10 protein-coding genes and 1 pseudogene are annotated in these 20,923 nt (G+C 71.5%); 4 read left to right on the plus strand and 7 right to left on the minus strand.

Going from position 1 to position 20,923, the window contains the following annotated elements; translation table 11 throughout:
* Positions 1 to 6: 6 nt before the first annotated feature.
* The 3 genes from KPF22_RS12810 to KPF22_RS12820 are packed head-to-tail and all read right to left on the minus strand — an operon-like array spanning position 7 to position 13,918.
* The gene (locus KPF22_RS12810; protein ID WP_305080318.1) at positions 7 to 6,372 is read right to left on the minus strand and encodes a DEAD/DEAH box helicase; all 6,366 of its coding nucleotides are present in this window, start codon (positions 6,370 to 6,372) and stop codon (positions 7 to 9) included.
* Positions 6,369 to 11,126 (minus strand): class I SAM-dependent DNA methyltransferase, encoded by a 4,758-nt coding sequence (locus tag KPF22_RS12815; protein ID WP_224402167.1) that lies wholly within the window; start codon positions 11,124 to 11,126, stop codon positions 6,369 to 6,371. The genes KPF22_RS12810 and KPF22_RS12815 overlap by 4 nt, the downstream gene beginning before the upstream one ends.
* Positions 11,123 to 13,918 carry a helicase-related protein gene (locus KPF22_RS12820; RefSeq protein WP_224402168.1) on the minus strand — a complete coding sequence of 932 codons (2,796 nt, stop codon included), beginning with the start codon at positions 13,916 to 13,918 and terminating at the stop codon, positions 11,123 to 11,125. The genes KPF22_RS12815 and KPF22_RS12820 overlap by 4 nt, the downstream gene beginning before the upstream one ends.
* 488 nt (positions 13,919 to 14,406) lie before the next feature.
* Here KPF22_RS12820 and KPF22_RS12825 point away from each other — a divergent pair, with 488 nt between their 5' ends.
* From KPF22_RS12825 to KPF22_RS12840, 4 genes and pseudogenes are all read left to right on the plus strand, one after another.
* The gene (locus KPF22_RS12825) at positions 14,407 to 14,874 is read left to right on the plus strand and encodes a hypothetical protein (RefSeq protein ID WP_224402169.1); all 468 of its coding nucleotides are present in this window, start codon (positions 14,407 to 14,409) and stop codon (positions 14,872 to 14,874) included.
* A 50-nt stretch (positions 14,875 to 14,924) separates the two neighbouring features.
* Positions 14,925 to 16,748: a DEAD/DEAH box helicase gene (locus KPF22_RS12830; protein ID WP_224402170.1), complete on the plus strand. Its 1,824-nt coding sequence runs from the start codon at positions 14,925 to 14,927 to the stop codon at positions 16,746 to 16,748.
* A 45-nt stretch (positions 16,749 to 16,793) separates the two neighbouring features.
* Positions 16,794 to 17,036, plus strand: coding sequence for a hypothetical protein (locus tag KPF22_RS12835; protein WP_224402171.1), 243 nt, complete (start codon positions 16,794 to 16,796; stop codon positions 17,034 to 17,036).
* Positions 17,037 to 17,505: 469 nt separating this feature from the next.
* Positions 17,506 to 18,221: pseudogene (locus KPF22_RS12840) on the plus strand (dienelactone hydrolase family protein); the annotation flags it as partial.
* A gap of 252 nt (positions 18,222 to 18,473) precedes the next feature.
* On the opposite strand, the gene KPF22_RS12845 reads toward KPF22_RS12840, so the two are convergent.
* From KPF22_RS12845 to KPF22_RS12860, 4 genes are read right to left on the minus strand one after another with little or no spacing between them, the layout of a single operon-like run.
* A complete protein-coding gene (locus tag KPF22_RS12845) occupies positions 18,474 to 19,697 on the minus strand; it encodes a S9 family peptidase (protein ID WP_208820007.1) in 1,224 nt (407 codons plus the stop codon).
* Complete coding sequence (locus KPF22_RS12850) at positions 19,694 to 19,951, minus strand: hypothetical protein (RefSeq protein WP_224402172.1); 258 nt, start codon at positions 19,949 to 19,951, stop codon at positions 19,694 to 19,696. Before KPF22_RS12850 ends, KPF22_RS12845 begins: the two co-directional genes overlap by 4 nt.
* Positions 19,948 to 20,496, minus strand: a complete 549-nt coding sequence (locus KPF22_RS12855; RefSeq protein ID WP_224402173.1) for an MBL fold metallo-hydrolase — start codon at positions 20,494 to 20,496, stop codon at positions 19,948 to 19,950. The genes KPF22_RS12850 and KPF22_RS12855 overlap by 4 nt, the downstream gene beginning before the upstream one ends.
* Positions 20,493 to 20,888: a hypothetical protein gene (locus KPF22_RS12860; RefSeq protein ID WP_224402174.1), complete on the minus strand. Its 396-nt coding sequence runs from the start codon at positions 20,886 to 20,888 to the stop codon at positions 20,493 to 20,495. The genes KPF22_RS12855 and KPF22_RS12860 overlap by 4 nt, the downstream gene beginning before the upstream one ends.
* Between the last annotated feature and the right edge of the window lie 35 nt (positions 20,889 to 20,923).

Here is a 20,923-nt window from a genome sequence, read left to right on the forward strand (position 1 = left end):
GGGCACTTACGCCTCCCCGGCCTTGCTGAGCTGCGCGATGATCGCCGCCGGATCGGGCGGGACGACGACCCAACCGGCCGCCGCCAGGTCCGTGCGGTCCTCGGCGGGCATGTCCTCGGTCTCGACGACGACGTTCAGGCTCGGCCAGGCGACGTCGATCATGATCCCCTCGGGGCTCTCCCCGCCGATCGCGGGCGCCAGCGGGGCGCCCGCCGCGGCGAGGGCGAGCACGAGCTCACGCTCCGAGCCGGCCCGCGCCTGGTCGGCCGCCCTCGCCCAGTCCTCGGGGAGCTCGGGAAGATCGGCCGAGGCTGCGGGCGCCGTCACCGGGACGGCGGCGGGCGTGGCGCCCAGCGTCGTCGTCGAGACAGCCGTGGGCCAGTCCCGCAGCGCGAGCGCGTTCGAGAGCCGCAGCCACTCCCGCCACGAGTCGCCGTGCGCGGCGTCCAGCACCTCGGCGCGGTCGTCGAGGACGAGCGCGGTGGCGACGAGCGGGCCGTCCAGCTCGATGGCGACCGCGCAGGACCCGGAACGCCAGACCATCGCCTTGCGCGGACCCGAGGACGCCGCGTCCGTGCCGAGCAGCACCCTCCGGGCCGCCTCGGAGAGCTCGGCCTCCGCCGGGAGCAGGACGACCGCGGTCTGGGCCAGCAGGAACATCGGCACCGCCCGCGCCACCGACCGGACGTGCGCGGGCTCGGGGGAGGACACCCAGCCGAGGAGCCAGTCGACCGGGCACGAGCGCAGCGCCTGGTAGGCGGCGGGCGAGGCCATGAACTGAGCATTCGCCATGAGCTGTCCGACGGTGGCGTCCGAGTACCAGCCCGGTGCGGTCACAGAGCCCTCTTCCCCCGCGACCACCTCCCGCGCCGACACCGAGATCACCACCCGCCCGGTATCCCGCAGGATCTGTCGCTTGGCGGCGTCGTCCGCCAGCCGGTTGTGCGCCACGGTGGCGTGGAAGGTGAGCCCGTCGGTGAAGATCGCGACCGTGGGCACCGAGGTGTCGTTGGTCTCCAGCACGAAGTCCGGGCGGGAGTTCTCGATGTTCACCTGCGGCGTCAGCGTCCACTGCCGCGGCTGCCCCGGGATCGTGAACCGCACGGAGTTGCCGAACGGGCCGGGGACCTCCTGGGTCGCCGCGCCGAGCTTCTTCAGCCGCTCCACGAACACCTTGCGGAAGCGTTGTTCCAGGTGGGACTCGGGGTCCTCGGCGGGCGGGGCCTTCGTGATCGTCCAGTCCGGCACCTCGTCCAGGCTGGAATCGTCAGGCCGGAACCCGAGCAGCGTGCGCAGGTGCCGTTCCGCCGACGCCCGGGATGCCCGTCGGACCTGTCCTGGCGCGACGAACGGGAGCAGGCAGCGGTGGCAGGCCAACCGGGGTTCGGTGCGGCACTCGCAGTCCCGCACCCGCTCCCACGCCGTCGCCAGCAGCGATCGCAGCACGTCAGACTGGACGAGCTCCGCCAGATAGCCCGTCCCACCGGGGACGGCGTCGTGCAGCAGGATCGCCTCGTGGTTGTCCGAGCCGTCGCTGAGCGTCGGGTCGACGACGTGCTCCACCCGGATGTGGTCCGGGTGCCCCCCGAGCTGCTCACGTAGCCCGAGCAGCAGCGCGGCGGCCAGGCTGGGCGCGGCGAAGTCGTCTCCGATGGTCACCGCGCTGGGCAGCCGGAGCAGCAGGCCCTGCGTCCGCAGGGTCCGGGACAGGGCGACGGTGGTGGTGTGCTCGTCCGTCGAGGTCCGATACCGACACCACGGTCGGTGCTCGTGGGCCTTGTTCTGGCCCGCGTCCGTGTCCAGCTTCCCGCAGCCCTCGCACACCCGGAACAGCGCGCCGGAGATGTCCTCCCCGGCGATCGTTCGGGTGGCGCCGTGCCCGGCGGTACCGAGGTTGACCCACCGGATCGCGAGCGCCTTCAGGTACGTGCAGCCGAGCCCGATGTCCTCGGCGAACCACCGGTCCCCGAAGTCCGCCGGGTCCACGTCTGCCGCCGTGACGACCTGGAAGTAGCGGTTGTCCCGCTGGTCGCGCCGGTCGGTGATCGTCGCCTCGTCGCGGCGGATCTCCGCGGTGACGTGCGCCAGCTCGACGACCCCGAGCCGCTGCCCCGTGTCGCCGACCCCGCTGCTCCCGCACCGCGGGCACGTCGGCACAGACTTGGTCTTGCCCTCCGCGTCGACGTCCACGGCGTAGCCGCAGGCCGGGCAGAACACCCACGGTCGGATCGCCACCCCGTCCACCCCGAGGTCGACGGCGTCGATGGTGATCTCCAGCCCCCGTGCGTAGAAGCGGGCGCCGGGCGCGAACTCCCGGATGGCCTGCGCGGAGCCGCGCTGGATCCGGGCGTGGTCGGTCTGGAACTCCTTCGAGTCCGGGTTCATCCAGCTCAGCCCGACGTCGAGGGTGACGTTGTCGTCGAGCAACGTGTAGTTGGGCAGCAGCCCGTACTCCTCGAGCACCCCGATCCAGTACTCGCCCTGCAGATGCGCGAGCTGCCCGGAGGTGAGCTTGCGCGCGGTCTCGGCCGAGCGCTGCGCGCGGCGGTCGTCCTCGGTGGCGGCGGTGGACTGGGCCTGCGCGATGAGGGCGGGCAGGGCGTCGTCGATCGCCTTCTGCCGGTGCTTCAGCTCCTCCACGGTGCCCTGCCAGCGGCCGCTCGCCGCGTGCACCTGGGCGGCGAACGCGCTCGTCCCGGGCCCGTTCGGCGCGACCAGCCACGCCCGCAGCCCGCTGACGACGTCGTCCGGCAGCGCGCTGAACGCGCCGAGGAACCGGTCGAGATGCGCCGACGCATGCGTCTCGGCATGGCTGATCAGGTCGCCGAGGAACGTGCCGGGCTGACTGGATCCGATGGCGCTGCGGGCCCGACGCGGGTGGGGCCGGGTCTCGTCGCGGGCGAACTCGTCCGCGAGGTGCGCGGTGTATTGGCGGCGCAGGATCTCCTCGGCGCGCAGGTAGGTCGCGGGCGGCCGGACCTCGCCGTTGATCACCGAGAGCGGGTCGCCGAGCTTCGGCAGCTGCTCGCCGCGCCCGGTGATGAACGCGAGGTTGAGCGCGTTGCCGGTGAGCCGGCCCGCGCGGCCGACGCGCTGCAGGTAGGAGGCGACGGTGCGGGGGAGCGAGGCCAGGACGACGGCGGAGAGGTCGCCGATGTCGATGCCCATCTCCAGGGTCGGCGTGGCGACGAGGACGTTCGGCGCCGCCGGGCTGTTCTGCGCGCCCTTGAACCCGTTCTCGTAGTCCAGCCGGACCTCGTCCTCCAGCAGGCTCGTGTGCTCCCGCGCGACGACCCGCCGCATGTCCGGGGAGGCGTAGAGCCGCTGATAGAAGTTCTCCGCGAGCGGGCTCGCCTGCAGCCGCCCGGGGCAGGTCACGAGCATGCAGGGGGCGCCGGTGAGCTGCTCCACCGTGGTCGTCGACCCGGTGACCGGGGCCCGGCAGGTGCCGCAGATCAGCAGGTTCCGGCCCGCCGCGAGGTCCTCGGGCGCGGTCGGCCCCACGACGACGCCGCCCGCCGGGATGGCGAACACCGCGGCCCCGGAGGTGCTGGTGATCGAGGTGAGCACCCCGTCGCGGGTCAGCTGTTCGAGCAGCAGCCGGGCCAGCCGGCCGCCGTCGGTGGGGCTCACGTCGAGCACGCGGGAGGTCCACTGCGCGTACCAGGACTTGGGCGGGGTGACCGGCTCCAGGCCCTCGCCCGCGGGGTCCCCGCTCCCGCCGATCCGGGGGTAGCCAGGCGCCGGGCGGCCCTTGGGGAAGGCGGGCATCCCGTCGCCGCGCGGGCGGCCGCCGGAGACCCACCAGCGGTTGCCGTCCTCCTGGCGGTAGCGCTCGAACCACGGGTGCTCGACGGCGCCGAGCGACCGCATCCGGTCCAGCAGACCGCGCACCCACTGCAGCAGTACGACGTCCGGCTGCTCACCGTCCGCGGTGTCCGATCGGGTCTGCACGGCGACGCCGGCCAGCACCGTCCGCGCCGCCGCGATCATCTTCGGCGGCTGCCCGGCCTCGACGCCGACGGCCGCGGAGCCGGTGAGCTCCAGGGTGCGGCCGGTGCGGGAGTTGAGCCCGAACTCCAGCATCGCGTCGAGCGCGAGCCGCTTCTGGACCCGCGACCGCACGCTGATCGGGATCTGGCGGTACTTCTCCGCCGTCCAGAACGGGGTGAAGGACTCGCGATCCGCGCAGTCCGGCGCGAGGAGGCGGTAGCGCTTCGAGGCGTCGTCTCCTGCGCTGCGCATCACCTCGTCGACCAGGCCGTCGAGCGTGAGCGGACCGTCCGCGACGGCCTCGCGCAGCACCGCGCGCAAGGTCAGCGTGTGCGAGCGGGCCTGCACGAACCCGGCGCGGTGCGCGGCGTCCTGCACGGAGTCGGTGAAGACCAGCGCCTTCTTCTCCCCGGGCGCCACCTGCGCCGACCCGAACAGGGTGGACAACGACACCGACAGCAGCGTCGCGATCGCGCTGCCCAGGAACCGGATCCCGTCCTCCTGCCCGCAGGCGGGGCAGGTGTCCTTGCGGGAGTCCTCGTCCGCCTCCTGCCCGGCGTGGGTGAGCACGGGCAGCACCCAGCCGTCGCGCAGGTCGGGATCGTCTTCGGCCGGGGTGGCGGTGAGCAGCTCGCGGGTGCGGACCGAGAACCAGGCCAGGCCCGACGCGGGCGGCTCACCGCCGAACACCGCGTCGGCTTCAGTCGCGGCGGACATCAGCGGCCGGAAGCGACCTTCGCGGCTGGCGTGGTCGCGGCGGATGGAGTCGTCGTTCGCGGCGAGGCTGCCGCCGACCGGCGCCAGCCCGACGCCCCAGCCGGACCGCCCGCACCGCCGGCAGTACAGCGCGGGGAACGACGGCCGGACGTCCTCAGCGTCGTGCACCCCGGTCGGCGGGCCGTCGTCTCCCCACCGGAACACGGCGGTCGGGTCGGCAGCGCGGTCGATGCGGGTCAGCTCGCGCACCCACAGGTGCGCCTCGACGGACAGCGCTGGGCGTCCGATCGCGGCCCGAACGTGCCCGAGCGCGGCGACGACGCGGGACAGCAGGCTCTCCCACGCCGGGTCGCGCCCGGTCGCGGCGAGGCTCGGCGTGGCCGTGGGCCCCACGACCCGCTCGACGAGTGCGCTCAGGCCGAGTGCGTCCCCGGACTCGCGTGCCATCGCCGCGACGAGCGGATGGGCCTGGCTCAGCCGCAGCAGCAGGTCTGCGCCCGCGGCGGTGAACTCGCCGGGCTCCTTGCCGTAGAGCAGCGCGAACACGGCCCGCGCGAGCTTGGCACCGTCGGGATCCTCGCCGAGCAGGTCCAGCGCGGCGTTGATCTCGGCGACGCGCAGCTCGGAGAGCGGGGTGGGGGTGTAGCCCATCGCGCCGACCACGGCGGTCGAGTCCTCGGCCCACTCATCCTGGGAGAGCCGCGACTCCGTGACCACCGCATCCGGCCCGAACGGCTCCCCGAACACGGTCTCGGCGAACCCCAGCATGACGCCGGGATCGCCCTTGTCGCCCAACGTCGCGGAGGTGGCGACGGGGGTGATCCGGCCGAGCGGCCGCGCCCGGTCCTCATCGGACAGTCGGGGGTCGGTGTCGCTCCAGTAGCTCTTGAGCGTCATCCCGAGCCGCCGCAGCAGCATCGCGACGTCCGTGCCCTGCGCGCCGTCGTAGGTGTGGAACTCGTCGAGCACCAGGTAGCGCAGGCTCGTTGCGGACGCGCGCCAGATGTTGCGGTCCACGTGCCGCAGCAGGAGCTGGTCGAGCATCTTGTAGTTGGTGAGCAGGATGTCCGGCGGCTCGTCCTGGATGATCCCGCGGTCGGTGATCAGCCCGTCCTCGGTGACCATCGTGCGCGGCGCGTCCTGCTGGCCGGTGTAGAGCGCGGCGGTGACCGAGCGCAGCGCCGACTTCTCGGTGAGGAGCTTCGTGAGGCGGCCGGCCTGGTCGTTGGCCAGCGCGTTCATCGGGTAGAGGATCAGCGCCTTCGTCCCGGTCACGCCCTCGCGCTTGGCCCGCAGCACGTGGTCGAGGAGCGGGTAGAGGAACGCCTCGGTCTTGCCGGACCCGGTCCCGGTGGTGACGAGGGTGGGCAGCGGCCTGTCGTTGACGAGCGAGGAGAGCCGCGCGAACGCCGCCGCCTGATGCCCGTACGGCGTGTGCCCCTCGTACCACTCCAGACTCCGGCGCCAGCCCTCGTCGGCGGGCCGGAACGGCAGCCGCAGCCGCACGTACGGCCCCTTGAACATCCCCGACTCGGGATCGCCGAGGAACCGGTCCAATGCGTCGCGAGCGCCGGGATCGGTAAGGCCGAACGTCGTGGTCAGGTAGTCGACCAGGCTGTGCCGGATGCTCCCGGCCTGGATCGTGGGGAGGAGCTCACTCATGAACGCTCCGCAAGCCGCCGCTCGAACTCCGCATACGCGACCCGCATGTCGTGCTCACGGTCGAGCGTCTGGAACGGCAGTTCGTAGACGTAGGTGTTGCCAGCCTGGTTCGTCGCGGTCCGCTCCTCCTCGGTGATCTTGTCGTCGCCCTTGCGGCGCCAGACGGTTAGCACGGAGTTCGGCACCAGGCGGCCATTTGCGTCGTAGAAGTAGGTGTTGCGGTCGTAGCCGTAGAGGACAGCGAACTGGGTCTCATAAATTGATGCAAGTTGATCCGCGGAAACTCTCATCGAAAGTGCGACCAGTGCGTCGATCTCCACCTGTGCCTGCGTGCGATCGGAGGCCCTACGGAGAGGCGTGGATTGGGTCCACGCTTTGTCGACCCTGATTAGACTCTGTCGGTTCCCGTACGAGATGCCGCCAGTCCAATCAAGATTCCCCGATGGTGTAACGCTGTCCCATAGGTCTGAATAGGCTTGACTGACGCATACTAGGCGGCCTGCTCGAAGAAGCAGATCAGGTAAAAGGGGGAAGTCGGTCGCGACTAGAGGCGTCCGCTCGAACTCTGCTCGCCCGATTCCACTCTTCGGCGACGTTCGAATCAATAGGTCGGCCAATAGTGAGCTAGCAGATGCCGCGATGCGCAGAATGTCTCGATTCGAGATGCTTGGGCCGCCGACAGCGAACAAACCGTTAAGATGGGTGGGTCCGGGAGGGATTACGGTGGGGATCAGGGTGCGTTCACCAGTATTGGCTGCCATCGCGCGCCATGCGACGCGGTAGAATCCGCTGGCCGGAATCCTCTCGTCGGAAGCGTTCCACGATGTGAACGACATATGGAACGCCTTAATGTCCTTCGCGGGCTGGTAGCTGGTCGCGGGTATAAAGTTCGCAGCTAGCGTCTCATGATCAAGACTAGACCAATCGCGATTACTGCGAAGGCTAGGATTCGGGGTCTTGTAGGCGGGATTAAGCACGTGGATGTGCGGACCTTGCAGGATTACGCCCTGCCAGTTACCTGGAGTAGCCCAACCAACGTCGAATCTACCTTTTACGCGATCGCGGAACTCCTCCCAGCCCATTGAGAAGTCTATTGAGAGTGATCCTACTTTGGTTGAATCACTCAGTGCTTCTAGTGTTGACATGATTGTTGGATTGACGGCATAGATCATTCGAGGCGAGGATTGAGAACCGTCGCCGACTTCGAGGATGGCGTGCCAGATGGTGAGCGCCTTCTCGTTGATATGGAGGATCCGGGAACGGTGCGGCTGGATATTCCAATTGCCGTCGCGATCCTTTGCGCCAGGTGGGGGTCCGCTGCCATCGTGCGCGAAGGAGCGAACGATCGTCTCGGGGGTGTATATTGAGGCAGCCTGAAGAAAGTTGACCGCGCCGCGGTCCCTTCCGTAGATGTGAACGCCGAATGTAACATGGTTGTCAATCTCAAAGAGCGCAAGTTCGTTGAGGAATTGCCAATGGCGCCTCAGGTGTCGGTAAGATGCTCCTCGGAGGGCGGCCGCCTTTTGCTCTGTGAAATGACTCTCCGGATGCACGAGTCCTGATATGCCTGCTGGGCAATGGTGGCGCCACGCCATCGCCATGAAGCAGCGATAGAGATCCGGTCGTAGGCTTACTGTGTGCGGGTATTGCTGTGCGGACCCAAGAAGCGATCGCAGGCTGGCTGTCTCGACGAGGCCCTCGACCACAGAAGCGCGCATCGATTGCGACGTCAGCAATTGGGCGCGCTTAGTGGATTTTTCTGACTGGGAGGGCTTCGGGGCAAGCTCCCACCACGGATCTCGCTCTGCGAGGAGCGCCTCGAGATCGTCATCGGGCCGCACCCAGGGCGGGTTCCCGACTTGCAGGTCGAAGCCGCCGCCAGCGGCGAAAACCGTGGCGAAGTCGAGGTTCCAGTGGAAGAAGCCTTGTTGTCTGGCGACTCGCTCGCACACCACCAGCCACGGGTGCTCCACGAGGAGTGCCTTGATCGGCCGGGCGCCCGCGAAGTCCAGGGCCAACTCCTCGGCCTCGCCCAGCTCTTCCCAGTTCGTCGCCTCGCCGAGCGAGATCTGACCGGCCGTCCGCTCGGCCTTGCGCGTGTGCTCCTTGCCGAACTCCGGGTTGCGGCCCAGCAGCGCCTGGAGCCCCGCGATCCACTGGTCCACAGTGGGCGGTTCGACTCGCGCACCGTCGACCGTCACGGCAGCGTCGGTGAGGGGCCAGAACCAGAGGGCGGTCCATGCGTCCATGACCCGCCGCAACCGCCGGTAGGCGCCGGACTCGTCGGCGAGGGAGGCTTCGATCTCCTCGCGCGTCACCTCACCACCTGCGGGGAGCGAGCCCGCGCCCCACACCGGAATGGACCGCCGGATCTGCTGTTCGGCGATGTGCAGGCGTCGGTAGCTGATCTGCCACAACGCCTCCACGCGGTTCGCCAGCTCCGCCAGGGCCGCGACCTGCGCCTTCGAGGGCTTGGTCTTTGTGGACCCGCGCCAGGTCTTGAGCTTCTTCACTGCATCCGGGACCAGGCTCGCGGCCTCCTTGGCGTCCGCGGCCGCGCCCCAGCCGTCGGCGGGCAGGAGGAAGTGGTGGATGCCGTCGCCGAGGTCGGAGGCGATCCGGCCGGCCTCGATGTCCGCGGGCAGCGAAGTGAGCGGCAGATCCTTCGGGACCGCGGAGAGCCAGCTCTTGTCCGCGACCTGGCTGCGCCGATAGACAGCGCGGCGGGCGCCGATTAGGGAGTTGCCGCGCTTGAGGTGCAGGCCGAACCAGGGGGCGGAGAGCCCGGAGACCATGGTGTCCAGCCACAGCGAGATCTCGGCGAGCTCGACCGCGGTGGCGTTGAGGTCCACGCCGTAGACGTTGTGCAGCGCCAGGTAGGCCTTGACCTCCTGCAACCGGCGCGGGTACTCGTCCGGGTCGATGCGCTCGCCCAGCTCCTCCTGCCGGCGCTTGAGGTACTGCTCCGCGAGCTGCCGCACCGCCTCGATGGCGAACGCGCCCGAGCCCAGCGCGGGCTCGCAGACCGTGAGGCTGAGGATCTCCTCAGCGCTGGTGCGCGATCCGTCCTGGTCGAGCAGCTCCTCGAGGGCCTGCCCGACGGTGAACCGGGTCAGCACCTCGGGGGTGTAGTAGGAGGCGGACTGCTGGCGCTCCCGGCCCGCGAGCCGGAAGACGAACGACCCGGTCTGGTGCAGGACCGGCTTCTTCTCGCCCGTCCGCGGGTCCTCGGCCTTCACGAAATCGGCGGCGGCGATGCCCTCGGAGCGGCTCACCGGCACGACCCAAGAGCCCTTGCTGCTGTCTCCGCCCTTCGCGACCTCGTAGAGATCGGTCTCGGCGAAGAAGCCGGTGTAGGACATCAGGCCCTCGTACACCGCGCCGAGCTGGTTGATGCCGAGCTCGGCGTAGGAGATGAAGCCGCGGTCCTTCCCGCTGCGCTCCTTGCTCAACAACAGGTGGGCGAGCACCTTCTGCAGCGCCGCATTCCCCAGCCCGACGGCGTCGATGAACCGCGTGGCCTTGGGCAGGAACAGGTCCGCACGCAGGGCGTTGAAGTGGAGCCCGTCGGAGGGGCCTGCCTCGTCCTCGTCGTCCGACTCGGACTCGACCACTGCGGGTGTGTGCCCGGTGTCGACCAGCCCGAACAGCACCGACAGCGACTCGCAGAGGTGCGTGCCCGCCTGCGCCCGCGGGGTGGCGAGCTCGACCTGCACCAGCTCGCGGAGGCGGTCGAGGCTGTAGCCGGCGTCGTACTCCGCGGCGCCGGCGGGCAGCACGCCCAGCTCGGGGGAGGCCTCGGCGTAGAGCAGGAACAGCACGCGGTAGAGGAACCGCAGGGACTGCTTGGCCAGCTCGTTGGCGTCCGCACCCGGCAGCGGGTCGAGACCCTGCGCCTTGCGCCGGGCCACCACCTCGTTCGCGATGATCTCGATGGACAGCCGCACGCCCTCGCGGAGGTCCTTGGACACCCCGACGGTGTGCTTGACCGACTTCTCGAGGGTCTCCAGCCACCAGAGCTTCCCGGCGGCGTCCGGCGCGACGGACTCGGCGGACAGGCAGGTCAGCGCGCGATCGATCTCCCCGCCGCGCTTGGTCTCGTTACGCTCGCAGATCAGCTGCAGGTCCACGGCGAGGTAGCGGCCCTCGGCCCAGCGCTCCTGCTCGGCGAGGATGATCCACCGCCCGGCCAGGATCAGGGCGAGGTCCGGGGCGGCGGACTCGTCGACGAACAGCGCCGACACCAGCCGCGCGGCCGAGGTGAACTCCGGCCCGTCCTCCTCCAGCGCGAGCGGCTCCAGGAGCGTGGGCTGGTCCTTCGCCAGGGCGTCCTCGTGCGTGGCGGCGGGGCGGGCGAGCACCACGGCCAGCGGCGCCCGCTCGGTGATGCCCGCCGCGGAGATCCGCCACAGCGGCCCGGTCTCGGCGACCTGCAGGCCGTGCTGGCGCAGCTCCAAGACCTGCACGATCTCGGTGTAGACCTCGCGGGCGGCCTTGGCGACGGTCTCGGAGTCGTGCACCACCGCGGACTCGCGGTCGGCGAGCTCGGCCAGCGCGGCGAGATCGACCTCCAGCTTCTGCCGGATCTTCGTGAACCGGGTGCGCGGGGTGGGGCGGTCGGCCTTCTCCTCGGCGTCCCACGTCTTGCGCCGGGCCAGGACCTCGGTATGGAACGACTGGGCGGTGGCCTCGGAGCCGAAGTAGTGCTCGGAGATCCAGCTCTCGCCGACGAGGATCGCGTCCGACCCGCTCACTGGGCTTCCCCCTCCGGGACCACGACAAGCAGCGGCCGCACCAGCTGCCGGTCCGGTCGCATCGCCTCCACCAGTTCCTTCTCCTGCGCCACCGTGACCCGGCGCTGCTTCAGGCCCGCGTTCTGGGTGGCCTTCTCCGCCTCGGCGTCCCAGCGGTCGAGGCGCTGGGACCAGGAGTCCACCCGACGGGCGACGTCCGACTCGTTGGCGCGGACGAGCTGGCCCATCTGGGCCTGGGCCTTCGCGACTGCGGGCTGGACGAGCCGCTGCAGCTCCTCGACGTTCTCGACGCCGCCGGGGTTGGAGCGGGTGCGGTCCCAGCCGACCGCCGCGAGCATCGCCGCCGCGGACTCGTGCGGGGTGAGCAGCGCGAGGTCCGGCATCGGGAACGCCGCGCTCAACCAGGTGGCGGCCACGATCTCGCCGCCGCGATTGGTGAGCGTGCCGAGCAGCAGCACCGTCGGGTCGTCGACCTCGCCGCGGACGGCGAAGATCTCGTTGCGTCCCAAGGAGGACAGCGCCCGGTCCGCGGCCCAACCGAGGACGGGGTGCAGCGGGCTGAGGTAGTGGGCGTCCGGCCAGTTCGAGCCGGTCTCGTCCTTGAGGGCGGCGGCCAGCCGGTCCTTCCCGCGGGAGGTCGTCGTCGCCAACATGAGCTGCGAGGTGACCTTGCGATCGGTGAGGTAGGTCTGGGGGAGGACCTCCAGACGTTGGGCGAGGTCGTCCGGCGGGACGAGGGAGGCCGTGCCGAAGCCGGTGTTCGGTCGCCACTCCACGCCGTCGTTCGAGACGGGGTTCGTGGGATCGGTGAACGCGGCGGCGAGGGCGGTGTCGAGGTAGGTGAAGTCGTCCTCGAAGAGGCCGGTGCCCGCGGTGGGCGGCGCGGCCGGGGTCGGCTCGGGCGCGGGGTCGGTGTTGCTGAGCTGGGCGAACAGGCTGGAGAGGTCGGTGCCAGCCTGGACCTGCGCGGGGGTGCGGACGACGTCGTCGAGAGACTTCTCCTGCGCCAGCACGCTGCGGATCTGCTCCTCCTCGGCCTTCACGTCGTAGGAGCCCATGAGGGAGGCGGCGTCGCCGAGGGCGGTGTGCGCCTCGCTCTCCTTCTCCATGAGGCTGCGCAGGATGCGGACGTCCCCCGCGAAGCGCTCGCTCGCCGGATCGAGGAGCAGGGCGGTGATCCGCGGCGGGTGTTTCTGGCCGTAGCGGTCGATGCGGCCGTTGCGCTGCTCGATGCGGATCAGGCTCCACGGGATGTCGTAGTGCACCAGCTCGTGGCACTGGGCATGCAGGTTCACGCCCTCCGACGCGACGTCGCCGGTCACCAAGATCCGGACCTTCGCGCTTTCCTGCTTGAACTCGCGGACCACACGTTGCTGCTCGTCGTCCGCCAGCCCGCCGTGCATGATCTCGACGGCGTCCGCGGGGAGCCCGAGGTCCTTCGGCAGCTTCTCGGCGAGCCAGCGCAGGGTCTTGACGCGCTCGGCGAACACGACCGCCCGCTTCGGGGAGTTCTTGCCGACGCCGGTGCTCTCCAGGTGCTCGACGAGTGCCGTGTACTTGGCCGAGGGCTGCGCGAGAGCCTCCTCGGTGAGGTCCATGAGGCGCTGCAGGGCTGCGCGTTCGACATCGGCTTTGGAGTCCGGACCCAGGCGATTCGTGCGCTCCTTGATCGACTCCTGCAGCGCCGCGGGGGAGGAGAGGAACGCCTTCGCCAGGGTCCAGGGGAACAGCGCGGAGTTCTTGCCGGAGTAGGGGCTCGCGCCCTTCTCGGGCCACAGCCACACGTCCTCGAGCTCGCGGGCGATCGCGTTCTCGGCGGGGTTCGCCGGCACCAGGACGTTGTGCGGGGGCTGCCGCTCGGCCCAGTCCGCCCCGACGACCGACTCCACCTCGGGGCTGTGCCGGTGGCGTCGGATGACGAGGTGCTCGATCTCCTTGGCGTTCAGCTCGCCGGACGGCGGCACCGCGGACGGGTCCAGCAGGCGGATGAGCTCGGCGAACGACTCCTTCTTCCCATTGTGCGGCGTGGCGGACGCCAGGATCAGCGCCTCGGCGTTGCGGGCCAGGATGCGCGCGAGCTTGTTGTTCTGCGTCGCGTTGTTGGCGAGGTTGTGGGACTCGTCGATCACGACGGCGTCCCAGCGCTGCTTCTTGAGGCTCGCCAGGTAGCGGTCCGACTTGAGCGTGTCGATGGAGATGATCACGCGCTTGAAGTAGGTGAACGGATTGCGTGTGGCGGGCAGCTTCTGGCGCACTCGCTGGATGCCCGCCGAGTCCAGCCGGACGAAGGGCAGCGCGAACCGGGTCCACATCTCGTGCTGCATCTGCTCCAGCACGTGCCTCGGGGTGACGATCAGGATCCGCTCGCCCCGCCCGCGTCGGACCAGCTCGGAGAGGATCATGCCGATCTCGAGGGTCTTGCCGAGCCCGACGGCGTCCGCCAGGAGGATTCGGGGCCTCAGATTCTCTGGGTCTAAGGCTCGTCGGACGGCGGACTGCTGGTAGCTGAGCGCGTCCGCCAGACCCTGCGTCGCGACGGTCAGGGAGCGGTCGCCGAGCGGGATCGGGGTCTTGCGGAAGGTGGACTCCACCCACAGCCGCGCGGTGCGGTAGTGCGGGCTCGCGTCCGCGACGACCCGTGCCTGCGCGGGGTCGAGGGGCTCGATCGAGTCGAGGCTCGCGTAGAAGCTGGCGGTGGTGTCCCGCACCAGCTCGGTGAGCCCGCGGACGTGGACCAGGAGCCCGTCCGCGGTCTGCTCGGTGGACTGGACGAACCAGTCCTCGTCCCGCACGACCACCACGGAACCGGGCGCGAGCGCCTGCTGGACCTGGGACTCACTGGTCGCTGTGATGGCGGCTCCCCCTTCGTGCGGAGAGACTTCTGGCGTGATACACCACCGAGCCCCCCAATATCGTGCGTGTCCAACTTAGTGGGGTCGTCACGTGATGCTCACGGGGGCTCACGATCGGGTGAACTCCACTCGTCGAGCGGAGTGACTTCCCCAGCTCCGGGCCGAATTCTGGAGGAATGGGGGGAAGCGGACATCGCTGCGGGGCCAGGAACAAGGAGGCCCCGGGGTACTTCCGAAGACGGGTGGTCGAGTCCTGGGACCGGTGCTACCAGCACCAGACCGCATGGTCGTGGGGAGTCGGCTGGTATCGGACGAGGCAGGCCGAGCGACGGCGTCAGCGCGCGGCCATGGCTCGCATTCCGCGACCGAGGGGGCCCGTTCCGGCCGGTCGGCTGACAGAACGGCAGAAGGCGGAGATCGCTCGTTCCGTGCTGACCGTCGGCTGGCAGCGGACGGTCGCCGACCAGCTCGCCACGGCGCTGAACGACGACGTATGGCGGTCCGCCCCGCGGTGGCGGGTCGGCCGAGTCGACTGCTCGGCCCTCGCCGACCTCGCGAACGAGGTGGACGAGGCGAAGAAGGCCGTCCACGACGCCGTCGGCACGGTCGCGGCGCGAGCGGCGACGCGTCTGGGACGAGGTTCTCTCGAGCAGCAGATCCTGGCGTCGTTCGCCCGCCGAATCCCGCTGCCTGGGGACGAGCAGGCGGACGCGGTCGTCCACGGACTGCGGGTGACGGGCGTCTTCGTCTGTCTGGTGGGGAACGGCGACGCGCTCTCCTGCCCGTGCTTCCGGGGGTTGGCGAAGGACCGCACGAAGGAGGAGCTCACCGAGCTGTTGGAACGGCGGCTCGACGAGATCGTGGCCGAGTGCCGGACCCGATGGCAGCAGCCATGACCCGAGCTCTGCGAAGATCGAGGGATCTGTGATCGTCTGAGGGGGAGCTGATGGCGGACGCTCAGGCCACGGTGGCGGCCGCTCGCGACCTGGCCGCGCGCGGCACCTCCCTGCTCGGCCGGGCCGACGAGCTACGCGCTCGTGCCTCACACCAGCTCGACGCCCTGAAGGCGGACGAGGTACAGCGGCGGCTGCAGGCCATGCCGGTGTCCACGCTCAGGGAGGCGGCCGGGCGGGGCGTGCGGTGGGCCGCGATCGAGCAGGCCGGGCTGCGGAGTGTCGCCGACGTGCAGGACGCGCGCCGGCTCGTCGGGGTGCCCGGCGTGGGGGAGCGGTCCGCGGAGCAGGTGACCCGGGCCGCGCGGGCGGCGGCGGTCGCGGTCCGGAGCGAGACCCGGTTCCGGTTCGATCCCGACCGGGCCACGCGGGCACAGGCCGAGCTCCTGGCCACCCTCGCCGCCTTGCGGGCCGCCGATGAGGCGCAGACGCTCCGGCCGCACCTGGGTCGGCTGCTGGACCGCACCGAGCCGCTCGCCGACCAGGCCGCGCTGCTCGTCAGCTGGTGGAAGCGGAACCTGGCCGGGCGGCGGCGGCGCGCCGAGGCCCAGCGTGCGCTCGACGACCTGGCGGGCCTCCTCGCCGAACCCTCGACGAGCGCGGTGGTCGCGGGCATCGCGGAGCACGAGCAGCGTGTGGATCCAGGCGCTTACCGGCAGCGGCAGCTGTGGGCGGACTACGGGCGGGACGCCGCGGCCGTCAACGCGCTGCTGTCCACGATGGACGACCGCGTGGACGAGGCGTCTGCGCAGGGGTTCGTGCCGGACGAGCTGCGGCAGCGGATCGTCGCGGTGCCGCTGGACACCTCGCTCCTGCGTGCGACCCTGCGCGGCTACCAGCAGTTCGGCGCCCAGTACGCCCTGCATCAGCAGCGGTCGATGCTCGGTGACGAGATGGGCCTGGGCAAGACGCTGCAGGCCCTGGCGACGATGTGTCACCTCGTCGCGAACGGGCAGCGCCGGTTCCTGGTCGTCTGCCCGGCCAGCGTGCTGGTCAATTGGCTCAAGGAGACCGAGCGGTTCACGACGCTGTCCGCGTACGTGCTGCACGGGCCCGAGCGGGAAGACGCGGGTGCCCGCTGGCTGCGGGACGGCGGGATCGGAGTGACGACGTTCGGCACCCTGGCTCGGCTGCCCGAGGCGGTGCGGGACGCCGAGACCGCCCTCCTCGTGGTCGACGAGGCGCACTACGCGAAGAACCCCGCCGCGGCACGTACCCAGGCGATCGCGGCCGCTGCGGGCCGCGCCCAGCGCGCCCTGTTCCTCACCGGCACCCCGATGGAGAACCGGGTCGAGGAGCTCCGGGCGCTCGTCGGGCACCTGCAGCCGCGGCTCGCCGCACGGATCGACGCCCGGGACGCGCTCGCCGGCGCCACGGCCTTCCGCCGCGCGGTCGCGGACGTCTACCTCCGACGCAACCAGGACGACGTCCTCGACGAGCTGCCGGAGCGCATCGAGACCGAGGCGTGGGTGCAGCTGACCGCGGACGACGCGGCGCGCTACCGGGCGGCGGTCGCCGCGGGCAACGTGATGGCGATGCGACGGGCTGCCCTGGAGTCGGCCCACTCAGCGAAACTCGAGCGGATCAAGGAGATCGTGGCCGAGGCGGCGGACGACGGGATGAAGGTCCTCGTTTTCAGCACGTTCCTCCCGGTGCTGGACCTACTGGCCCGGGAGCTGCCCGAGGTGCGCGGCCGCATCGACGGCTCGGTTGCGCCTGCAGCGCGCCAGGAGCTCGTTCAGGACTTCGCCGACCGCGCGGACCACGCCGTCCTGCTCAGCCAGATCGAGGCCGGCGGGGTGGGCCTGAACATTTAGGCCGCGTCCGTCGTCGTTCTGGCAGAGCCGCACTGGAAGCCGAGCGTGGAGGAACAGGCGATCGCGCGCGCCCACCGGATGGGCCAGGTCCGGCCCGTCCATGTACACCGCGTCCTGGCCAAGGATTCCATCGACGAGCGGATCGTCGAGATCCAGCAGGGCAAAACCCAGCTGTTCGACGCCTTCGCTCGGCGCAGCGAGGCCAAGGAGCGCGACGATCGTGCGATCGACCCCGGCTCAGTGGAACGGCAGGTCGTAGCCGCTGAGCGGGAGCGTCTGAGTCTGTAGGTTGTGACCGGTAGTCGTCCGGTCGATCAGGTCCGCCAAGAGAGCCTCCGCTTCATCGAGCGGGCGAGGCCGCTCAGTGTGGCCATCTCCGCAAGCGAACCTCCTTCAGGGGCGGGCGGCCGCCGAATGGGCATGCAGTATGACCCAGAGCCCCCGGTTCGACGCCGGCATCCCGGACACGGCGCCTCCGGAGGTGCTGGCCCGGGCGCGGGAGGCCCAGGGGGACCTCACCGCCCGCCGGGTCGCGGAGCGTCTCGGTGTCCGGCCCGTCCGGCACCGGGGGCTGAACCGCGCCCGGTCGTGGGAAACCGCTGGCCGACCAGCCGCGGCCCGCACTACCGTTCCCGTAGCCGTGCACCGAACCGAGGAGGTGGGATCCGTGACCGCAGCAGACAGCCGGGTGCTCCCCTCCGGGGACACGGCCGGGCGGTAGATCGCCCGGGAGCGTCCTGTCCCGAAGGGCACGACCATGCGACTCCGCACCGAACAGCGCCACGACGACCTGGTCGAGACGGCGTTCTCCCTCGACGACGTCCCCGGCATCCTCTGGACGCCGACCACCCCGTCCCCGCTGGTCCTCCTCGGCCACCCCGGCGACTGAGCCGGATGCACCCCCGGCTGCTCGCCCGGGCCCGATCCTGCGTGGCGGCCGGATTCCCCGCGGCGACCCTCGAGCTCCCGGGAACCGGTGAGCGGCCCCGCCACCCCGACGCCGACCGGGCCCGGGCCGACCTGAGACGCGCGGTGCGGGCCGGTGAGCCGGTGCCCGACGTCGTCGTCGACCGGCTCGTCCTCCCGTTGGTCGAGCAGGCGGCCCCGGAGTGGCGGGCCGCGCTGGACGCGCTGCTCGCCCGGCCGGACCTGCGTGGGCCGGTGGCCTGGTCGGGCGGGATCATCTCACTCGGCGTCCGGATGGCCGTGGTCGAGCCGCGCATCGCGGCCGCGGTCCTGTTCGCCGGAAGCTACGTGCCCCGCGCGATCGTCGAGGAGGCCCGGACGGTCACCGTCCCGCTGCTGGTGCTGCTGCAGTGGGACGACGAGGGCAACGACCGGCAGCAGGCACTGGGCCTGTTCGAGGCCCTCGGCAGCCGCGAGAAGACGCTGCACGCCAACACCGGGGGGCACACCGGCGTCCCCGCCTTCGAGGGCGACGACGCCGCCCGGTTCCTCACCCGGCACCTGAGACTCGCGCCTGAGGTGAGCGGTCAGCCGAGCTCGTGCGGTGCCCGGTCGTCGACGCGCTCTGGGCGAACCGGTGGGCCCGGTACCGGACCTGACCGCGATCGGCGCCACCCACCTGGCAGCCCGGGCGGACGCGCGACGAGGGCGCTCGCCCGCGGCCCGGCCACCGCCACGAGCGGGCTGACCCGCCGCGCGATGGACGCGAGCCACCGCTCCGCGCTGTGCGACGTGGGATACCGGTAGGAAGCACCCGACTCAGCGGGTGCCGGTGACCTCTCCCGAGGGCAGGACGAGCAGGTCCTCACTCACCGGGGTACGGCCGCGGAGGCGGTCGTGCAGCCACTCGACCTGCAGCGTCCGCCACCCGGGCCCGAACGCGACCGACGAGGCCTCGGTCATCGAGTGCCGGGCGCCGGTGTAGAGGGTGACCGAGGTCGGGGAGGGGGACCGGCGCGCCATCTCGTGGACCCAGGACGAGGGGGAGAGGTCGTCGGCCGTGCCCCCGACGATCTGCCACGGCACCGGCATCGCCTCGGCGTGCGGCCGCAGGTCGTACCGGGCGGCCATCGCGTCGAAGGCGTCCTCGTCGTCGTAGAGTCCGGCCATCCACATGTGGCGCGCCTTGAACGTCGGCGGGGCCTGCTCGAAGATCGTGTGGGCGCCGGGCTCGAAGCAGGGCAGGGCCACCGAGCAGCCGAGCAGGCCGGGCTGGGTGGAGGCGAGCTGGGACATCCAGAACGACCCGAAGCTGGTGCCAGTGGCCACGACCCGGGTGGCGTCGAGCTCGCGACGGCCGCGGATCCAGTCCATGACGGCGTCGCCGGCCTCGGCCCACGCGGTGGGGGTGACGTGGACGCCGCGGATCGCCGCCTCGCCCTGGCCGGGGCCGTCCATGGCCAGCACGGCGACGCCGCGGGCGAGCCACGGGCTGCCGGTGCGGGCGACCAGCATCTCGCGGGGCGCGTCCATGCCCCCGACGGCCAGCACCGTGGGCAGCGGACCCTCGACGCCGCGGGGGAGATGGAGCCATCCGGGAAGCGCGGCGTCGCCGAACGGGACGTCGACCCGCTCGACGCGGTGTGCGGCGCTGCGGGCCCACGCCAGGTAGGCGGCGTTCTTGCGGTCGTCGAGCTCGTGGGCCAGCGCGTCGTCCTCCCAGACCGGCCAGCACGCGAGCGACCACATCTGGGCTGCGGCGAAGTGGTGCACCGCGGCACTGTCCGGGTGGCCACGTCGCTCGGCGTCCTCGGCCCGGCGCGTACGGCGCTCGGCGAACGACCGCACCACCGGGACGTAGTCGGCGAGCTTGCTGATCCCCGCCCGGAGGGCGGCCGTCTCGGCCGGCGCGAGCTCGTCGCCGACGGCGCCCAGGTGGTAGCCCAGGCGGGGCTGGTCGAACTCGACGTCGCGGACCCGCAGGGCCTCGTCGACCAGCCAGCGCTGCTCCCGGAACCGCCGTGGTCCCCGGCCTCGGGTCATCGTCGTCGTCCTCTCCTCGTGCGGTCTCCGTCGCCCGGCCCGCCCCCGGACGCCCGGTCCACGGCCTCGCGCACCGGCCCGCGGTGCACGGGGCCGTGTCCGGGCAGCAGCAGGTCGGCGTCCAGTCCGGCCAGCACGGTCAGTGCCGCCTGCATCTCGGCGTCGGTCCCGTGGTCGAACCACGCCGGGAGCAGCTGGGGCCCGGTGACCGGGGACAGGGTGTGCCCGGTGACGAGGCCGTCGCCGGTGATCATGGCGCCCGAGGCCGGGAGGTGGAAGGCGGTGTGGCCGGACGTGTGGCCGCCGGTCGGCACCGGCACCGGCGCACCGGGCAGGTCGAGAGCCTCCCCCGTCGGGAACGGTCGCGCGTGCGGGGCGGCGACGTCCCTGCCCGCCCCGGCCCGGGCGACGCGGACCGCCCAGGGCAGGACCCCGGCCGCCACAGTGCGGCCAGCACCCGGGCGGGCGCCAGCTGTTCCAGGTGCTCGCGGCGGGCGTGGGCGACCTCGACCGGGTGGAGGTGGACCGGGGTGCCGTAGCGGTCGTGGAAGGGGTTGACCGCGCCGAGGTGGTCGACATGGGCGTGGGTCACCAGGATGGCGACGACGTCCCGAGGGTGGAGGCCGAGGGTCGCGACGGAGTGCTCGACGGCCGGCACGTCGGCGGGGTAGCCGCCGTCGACCAGGGTGAGGGCGTCGCCCTCCCGCAGCAGGACCCAGTTGACGTCGGTCCCCGTCACGAGGAAGGTGCCCCGGTCGACCTGCTCCACCACCGGCGGGCCGGCGGGTCCCGACCTCACCGCCGGTCGGGGGCGCGGGCGCCGGGACGCGGTGCGGCCAGGGCCGCCACGCCGACGGCGATCCCGACCGCGTTCAGCCCCGCACCGAACCAGTTGCTCCCACTGCGCGGTGCACGCACGGCGGCGGCGAGGTGGTGGAGCCCGAAGAGGGCCGACAGCACCGCGAAGCCGCGGACCTGCGCGCGGTCGGCCTCGGGCCCCAGCCCGGCCAGACCGGCCGCGGTGACGAGGGTCCCGACGTTCCAGACGGTGATCTCCCGCTGCCATCCGGCGTTGCGGCCCCAGGCGGTGCCCCGGGCGAACCGCCGCCCGAATACTCCCTGCAGCACCGCGGCGAGCGTGAAGCCGGCGACCCACACGTTCCGCGCGGTGCGGACCGACGGTCTGCGCATCGTCGCCCTCCGCCTGTCGTACCCACTTGTTGAAT

Origin of the sequence: Pseudonocardia sp. ICBG1034, from assembly GCF_020131375.1 — a bacterium.
GTDB lineage: Bacteria > Actinomycetota > Actinomycetes > Mycobacteriales > Pseudonocardiaceae > Pseudonocardia > Pseudonocardia alni.